Origin of the sequence: Micromonospora sp. ALFpr18c, from assembly GCF_008868155.1 — a bacterium.
Classification (GTDB): Bacteria; Actinomycetota; Actinomycetes; order Mycobacteriales; family Micromonosporaceae; genus Micromonospora.
The window spans coordinates 1-7,239 of sequence record NZ_WBKR01000258.1 but is presented as its reverse complement, the minus strand read 5'-3'; the positions used below and the strand labels follow the sequence as shown (position 1 = coordinate 7,239).

The window sequence follows — 7,239 nt, the reverse complement described above, 5'->3', positions numbered from 1 at the left end:
CCCACCCTCCCCGGTCAACCGCAGCCCGTCCCCACGAGCCCGATCGGCCAGCATCGCGATCAACTGCTCATCCGTCACCGCACCCACCGGCTCGGCGGCCGGCTGTCCCACGGTCGTCTCGGTCGTCATCTGGCGTCTCTCCCTTGATCGGTCGATCAGCCGTTATTTGTACAGTCCCGTCACCAGCTCCCCTGATCTTGGCTGTTTGGGCTGGTAGGGGGTCTTGTCGCGGATGCAGGCCCAGAGGACGTTGAGGCGTTGTCTGGACAGGGCGGCGGTGGCTTGGCGGTGGGTCTTTCCCTCGGCTCTCTTCTTGTCGTAGTAGGCGCGGGATCGTGGGCAGTGGGTCAGGGCGGTGAAGCTGGACATGCTGAACACCCGGCGTAGCCCGCGGTGGTAGCGGTGGGGCCGAACCTGGTGACCTTGCCGGCGGCCGGAGTCGCGGGAGATCGGCGCGAGGCCAGCGTGCGCGGCGAGCGCCGCAGCGCTCGGGTAGGTGGTGAGGGTGCCGGCGTGGGCGAGGAACTCGGCAGCCAGGGTGGTGCCGATGCCGGGCAGGCTAGTGACGATCTCCCCCAGTTCGTGCTCAGCGACGACCGCGGCGATGGTTTCTTCAATGGCGGTGATGCGGTCGTTGACCGCTTCCAGGTCGGTGGCCATCTGCGCCACGATCACGGCCGCGGTAGTCTCCCCCTCGACGGCGACGGTTTGCGTCCGCGCGGCGGCGAGGACTTTGACGGTCAGCGCCTTGGCGGCCCGGACGCCGTGCTGGCGTAGGTAGGCCAGGATGCGGGCTTCGCCGGCGCGGCGCAGCCCGCCGGGGCTTTGCCACTGCGCGAGGAGCCGGAGCGCACCCCTGCTGCGCAGGTTGAGTGCCTTCTCCAGGGCGGGGCTGATCATGGTCAGAAGGTCTTGAACACGGGCGGTGATCCGGACCCGGTCAGCAACCAAATCGAGGCGGCGGGAGACGAGCAGCTTCAACTGCTGCTGCACCCCGTCAGCCACCGTGAGGACCGGTAGATCGCCGCGCATACGCAGGGTCTGGGCGATGACGTAGGCGTCGTGGGCGTCGGTCTTGCGTTCGCCGTGGAACGCCTCCGCCATCCGCGAGGTGACCGTGCCGCTGACATAGCGCACGTCCGCACCGCGGTCGAACAGGACCGCCAGCAGCAGTGACGCAGGTCCGCCGCGCAGGTCGACGGCCCAGCGGATCGGCTTGCGGCGTTTGCCGAGCCGCCCGGCGATGCCGGAGACGGCCTGCTGGTCGTTCGGAATCTTCTCGGACACCACCACGGTGCCGTCGTCGTCAATGACGCACACGTGGTGGTGGGTCTTGCCGACGTCAACGCCGGCCCACAGGCTGCCCATCGGGCATCACCCTCTTTGGTTGTCTGGTCAAGGGGCGTGGACCCGCCGCAGTTCAGTAGCCACAACTTCGGAAAGGGCGATCGGTCGCAAGTCTCCATCCAGTGCTGATACAGCGGTCGTCAGCGAGGGCCGGGGCGTCCTACTCCAAGCTGGCCATGACATCGGCAGCACACACCCAGACAGTCACCCGACCCTCCGGGTCCACCTCAGCTAATGACATAGTTCGATGTCCGGTTGCGGGTCCGAAGGGACACCCGGCGTCCGCTACCGCTGGCGTCGGCTGCCCGGGGAGTCATGCCGGCACGCCGGTCGCCCCCACGATCCTTGCCGGGGGCCGGTCGACGGCGGTGAACTCGTAGTACCGGTACTCGCTCACTGCTGGCCTACCTTCCGGCCCAGTGCCGGTAGGCGTCGATCCACCCGGCACCGTCCGGCGCGGGGGTGGGTGGCGGCAGGTCGAGTAGATCAATCTTCTGCCGGTGGCGGCCTCGGGCGCAGACCGCGACGATGCTGTCCGCGGTCAGGTCGACCTTGCGCACGGTCACCTCGACGCCGAGGACGGTGGTGGTGAACGGCACCGCCAGATGCTCCTCGATCATGGTGAACAGGCCGGCGAGCTGCTCGTCGTCGCCGTACGCGTCGACCGTGGCTTCCTCGATCATCGCCTCCAGCGCGGCGTTGCCCTTCGATGCCATCGGCGGAGGATAGCGGACCGGTGTCGGGGTGCTCGAAGCCCGATCCGCGAGGATGGTCGGCATGAGTTCGGTGGCCGAGTTCGTCGATCTTCAGCGGGAGGTGGAGCGGTTACGGGCGCATGACGCCCGACTGGCACGTCTGCTGGACCTGCGCGGCGAGGACACCACCGCGGCACCGGAGCAGTTTCGCACCGGTGGAGCCGCCGGGCCTGGTCACCATGGCTTCGCCGACTCGGGACAAGCTGGCGTTGTTCGCCGACCGGTTCCGGGTCGACCTGTACGCCGTGCGGCGCAAGAACAGGCCCACTTGAAGATCCGAAGGTACAGCCGGACAGCTCGCGTACATGGCCAGCCTGTCCGATCTCGGGGCTACCGGTCGCGCCGGCCAGGGCTGCGGGTCACAGCGCCTACCCAGGCGCAGCAGCTCTGGACGCAGGTTCCACGATCACCTCGGAGACCGCCGGTGCCCCGCGCGCCTCGCTGCCCTTCGAGACCGGGTGGGTAGGGTGGGTAGCCGTTCGCGTCCTGGGGAGGAGAACGATGACCGCGCAGCCATCCCGACCCACGTTCGGTTTGGACGACTTCGGGCTGGACGACCGGATGCGGCTGTTCGGTTACGTCACGGCGGAGAACCGGTTCGCCTACCTGTGGCTGCTGCGGGCGTTCGACTCGGCGCGGTCCAGCTACCACGTGGTGCTGCACACCTCCGACGTGGCCGCCGCGCTGGCGGGGCTGCACGAGACGAACGCCGACTGCCCGGACCCGGCTGGGCTGGAGTTGCCGCGGCTGCTCGACGCCCTGGTGGAGTGGGGGGTACTCGACCGGGGGCAGGACGGTTCCCGGGCCACCACGCTGGCGGAGTACCGCAACCGGCACTCGGTATACCAGTTCACCGAGGCCGGATACCGGGCGCACCGGGCGGTGGAGGCGGTGTTGTCGGCGAGCATGGACGACTCGACGCTGTCCCGGCTGGTCTTCGCCGACCTGCTGGCGGACCTCAATGCGCTCGCTGCGGCCAATGAGGCCGGGGATGCCGAGGAGGTCTACCGCAAGTTCAACCGGTTGGACCGGGCGTTGGCCGACATCGCCGAGCGGGCGGCGCGTTTCTATCACATGTTGGGCGACCTGGGCCGGACCAACGACGTGCGGCCGGAGGTGTTCCTCGCCCACAAGGACGCCCTGCTGGCTCACCTGCGGGACTTCCACGACGAGTTGCAGCGGTACACGCCCCGGCTGCGCGCGGCGGTGCACGAGGTCGAGGCGACCGGGCTGGACCGGCTGATCGAGGCCGCCGCCGAGGCCGACGAGCGGCTGTTCCACACCCCGGTGCAGCGGCTGGAGGACTGGCGGCGGCGCTGGGCGGGGCTGCGGTCCTGGTTGGCGCCGCCGGGCCCGGAGCAGCCCAGCGAGGCGGACCGGTTGTCGGACGCCACCATCGCCGCGATCGGTGACGTCCTGGCCCTGCTGCGCCGGGTCACCGAGGCGCGACGTGGCGGGGTCAGCCGGGAGTCGCAGTTGCGGCACCTGGCCGCGTGGTTCACCCACACCGGCACCCAGGAGGCCGCGCACGCCCTCTTCGACGTCGTGTTCGGCCTCGGCGCTCCGCGCCACGCCGGGGTGGCGCACCCGGATCCGGAGGCGATCGCCAGCCGGCTGTCGTGGTGGGAGGCGCCGGCGGTGGAGTTGTCCCGCACCCTGGTGACCACCGGCCGGGCACCGGGTCAGGGTCGGGGACGGCCGGCCCGGCTGGACCGGGTCGACGAGCGCCGGCACCGGCTGCGCGGCGATCAGCTGGCCCGGGAGCGGCGGTTGGCCGACGCGGCGACGGTGCTGGCCGGCGTGGGCGTCGACGATCACCAGTTGGATCGGTCGCAGACCCAGGTCCTGCTGCGTCTGCTCGACATCGCCCTCGCCGCTCGGGTGGGTGGGCGAGCCGGGGTGCCGCTGGCGGCCGCCGCGCACGGAGTGCGGCTGACCCTCACCCCGGCGCCGGGCCGGTTCACCACGGTGCGCACCGCCGAGGGCCGGCTGCATCTGGACGGGTACGCGTTGACGGTCACCGCCGCGCAGCACACCGCGGTCCGCCGTCCCGAGCTGGTGCCGGCGTGACCACGGAATCCAGCGCTCCCCGGCCCGCGGTCCACCGGTTCGCCGTCGACGTTCCGGAGTGGGAGTTGGCCGACTACCAGCGGGCGGTCCGGCTGGTCCTGCGCCATCCGCTGATCACGGCGACCTGGCCGGACGAGCGGGCGCTGCCCCGGGTGCGGCGGTTCGCCGCCACCCTGCGCCGGGATCTCGCCGAGGCGTTCGGCTATCGGCTGGAGCTGCACGGTTCCACGGCCCGGCTGGTGCGGGCGAAGGACCGGCTCGACGGCACCCAGCCGGCGGTGTCGCGCACCGGGCGGCCGTTCGACCGGCAGCGCTACGCGTACCTGTCGTTGTGCCTGGCGGTGCTGGGCCGCGCCGGGATCCAGATCACCCTCAGCGAGTTGGCCGACTCGGTGGCCGGCGACGCGAACCGGATCACCGGCCTGGGGTTGGATCCGGACCACGGCCCGGACCGGCGGGCGTTCGTGGACGCGGTCGGCTGGCTGGAGGAGCGGGGTGTGCTGCGGCTGGCCGACGGCTCCAGCGCCGCCTGGGCCAGTGACCCGGGGGCCGGGGAGGCGCTGTACGACGTGGCGCGGGACGTGGTGTTCGCGCTGTTCCGGCCAACCCGGGTGCTGCAGCACGTCGAGTCGGTGTCGGCGCTGCTGGACCGGGCGTTGGGCAGCAGCGGCAACGCCGAGCGCCGGCAGGCGGCCCAGGCGGCCCGGCGGGCGGTGGTGGAGTCGCCGGTCGTCTACCACGTCGACGTCGAGCTGGCGGTCGCCAACCATCTGCGCGGCTCCGCGTTCGCCGCTGACCTGGCCCGGCTGACCGGGCTGCGGGTGGAGCGGCGGGCCGAGGGCGTGCTGCTGGTGGACACCAGCGGGTTCACCGTGGAGCGGTTCCCGGGCACCGGTTCGGTGGCACAGGCCGCGGTGCTGCTGGCGGTGGAGATGGCCGACCGGGTTGCCGATCCCGACGGCCGCCGGGTCAAGCGGCTGACCCCGCCTGACGGGCACGCCCGGCAGCAGGCGCTGGCGGGCCACATCGACGCCGGCCTGCCCACGGCCACCCTGGTGCGCCTCGACGACGCCGGTCCAGACAAGCATCGGGCCGTCGAGGGCGAGACCGGCCACGACGAGGCCGACCACGCCGAACGCTTGCCGTTCATCACCGACAGCTTCCTGCGTACCGCCGTCGGGGAGATTCTCCAGCGGTACGGGACCGCGTTCGGAGCCCAATGGCACGCCGACCAGGAGCGGCTGCGCGGCGAGGCGGTCGCGCTGCTGGAACGGTTCGGCGCGGTCACCGCCGTGCCGGGCGGGGTGCTCGTCCGGCCGCTGGTAGGCCGCTACCGCCACACCGTCGCCACGGTCAAGCCCCGAGCCACCACCGAGACCCTGTTCTAAGGAAGTCGATCGTGATCGAGCAACGCGCCGTGCGCCGCTTCGCTCCCACCCGGGCCGGGATCATCAATCTCTGGGACTACCGGGACGAGGAGTTCAGCTTCGTCGACGGGTGGCTGGTGCTACGCGGGCCCAACGGTTCCGGCAAGACCAAGGCGCTTGAGGTGCTCTTTCCGTTCGTCCTCGACGGGCGGATCGAACCGCGCCGGCTCAACCCGTTCGCCAGCGAGGACCGGACGATGAAGTCGAACCTGCTCTACCGTGGGCAGGAGGTCACCCACGCGTACGTGTGGATGGAGTTCGGCGACGGCGAGCGGTACGTGACCGTCGGCATCGGGTTGCGGGCGCACCGGCACGTCGACCGGGTCACCCGCTGGCACTTCGTCGTCGACGGCCGGGTCGGGGTGGACTTCTCGCTGCTGGACGCCGACGACCGGCCGCTGACCCGCCGCGATCTGATCGACCGGCTGGGCGCCGAGGCGGTGCGGGACTCGGCGGAGGACTACCGGCAGCTCGTCGACGGACGGCTGTTCGGTCTCGGCCCGGCCCGCTACGAGCAACTGCTGGACCTGGTGCTGACCCTGCGCAAGCCGCAACTGGCCAAGGACCTCAACCCGGTCGAGTTGTCCCGCACGCTGCAACGAGGGCTGCGCCCGGTCGAGGACCACCTGCTGGTGGAGGCCGCCCGCTCGTTCGACGACATGGAGGCGGTCGCCCGTACCCTCGAAGGGCTGGTGGCGGCGGACGCCGCGACGGCTGCGTTCCTGACGGTCTACTCGACCTATCTGCGGACCCACGCGCGGGCGGCCGCCGACGCCCTGACCGCCCGCCGCGACGCGGTCGCCACCCGGTCGACCGCACTCGACGACGCCCGGCACACGGCCGACGCGGCGGCCGAGGCGGAGTCTGCGGCGGGCGAGCGGCTGCGGGCCGTCGAGGGCGAGCCCGGACGGCTGCGCGCCCACCTTGACAGTCTGAAGACGTCGGCGGCATATCATTCCCACGAGCAGCTCGCCGACCTGCAACGGCACGTTCACGACCTGGCTGAGGCGGCCGGGCGGGCCGACGAGGCCGTTGTCGCCGAGGAGAGCACGGTGGTGCGGCGGCGCACCGAATGGGAACGGGCGACGGTCGCGGCTCGGGACACGAGGACGGCGGTCGACCGGCTCGCCGCCGATCTCCTGCTCGACGCCGAGGCGGCCGGGATCACCTGGAGCGCCGACGACGCCGCCCCGGATGACCTGGCGGCCCGGATCACCGCCCGGGCCGCCGCCCGCAGCGACGACGTGCGCGCCGTCCGCGCGCAGGTGGCGCGGCACGACCAGGCCGACCGGGACCACGCCTGGGCCGCCGCCGACGCGGCCGGCGCCACGGCCGCCGCCGACGACGCCGAGCAGGCCGAGCGGCGCGCCGAGGACGCCGTCGCGCAGGCCCGCGCCCGGCTGCGCGCCCAGCTCGAGCAGTGGGCGCAGGGCAACGCCGGGCTGCTGGCCGACATCGCGCACCCCGACCTGGCGGTTGTGCTGGCCGCCGTCGTGGACACCACCGGCGAGCCGGGCGCGCGGACCCTGCGCGAGGTGTACGCCGACGCCACGGCCACCGCGGTGACCCAGCGGCGGGACCGGCTCGCGGCGCTGGCGGCGCAGCGGGCGGCGCTGGCCGACCGGCGGGCCGAGGTGGCC

General features: G+C 72.3%; 4 protein-coding genes and 1 pseudogene. 3 read left to right on the top strand and 2 right to left on the bottom strand.

Going from position 1 to position 7,239, the window contains the following annotated elements; genetic code table 11:
* Positions 1 to 162 precede the first annotated feature (162 nt).
* A complete protein-coding gene (locus F8271_RS28665) occupies positions 163 to 1,368 on the bottom strand; it encodes an IS110 family transposase (protein ID WP_151492960.1) in 1,206 nt (401 codons plus the stop codon).
* A gap of 383 nt (positions 1,369 to 1,751) precedes the next feature.
* Positions 1,752 to 2,063 (bottom strand): hypothetical protein, encoded by a 312-nt coding sequence (locus F8271_RS28660; RefSeq protein ID WP_192580502.1) that lies wholly within the window; start codon positions 2,061 to 2,063, stop codon positions 1,752 to 1,754.
* A 540-nt stretch (positions 2,064 to 2,603) separates the two neighbouring features.
* Between F8271_RS28660 and F8271_RS28650 the strand changes: the two genes are divergently transcribed.
* The 3 genes and pseudogenes from F8271_RS28650 to F8271_RS28640 all read left to right on the top strand — a co-directional run.
* Complete coding sequence (locus tag F8271_RS28650; RefSeq protein WP_151492958.1) at positions 2,604 to 4,172, top strand: TIGR02677 family protein; 1,569 nt, start codon at positions 2,604 to 2,606, stop codon at positions 4,170 to 4,172.
* Positions 4,169 to 5,560 (top strand): DUF2398 family protein, encoded by a 1,392-nt coding sequence (locus F8271_RS28645; protein WP_151492957.1) that lies wholly within the window; start codon positions 4,169 to 4,171, stop codon positions 5,558 to 5,560. Before F8271_RS28650 ends, F8271_RS28645 begins: the two co-directional genes overlap by 4 nt.
* 11 nt (positions 5,561 to 5,571) lie before the next feature.
* Positions 5,572 to 7,239 (top strand): annotated as a pseudogene (locus F8271_RS28640) (TIGR02680 family protein); the annotation flags it as partial.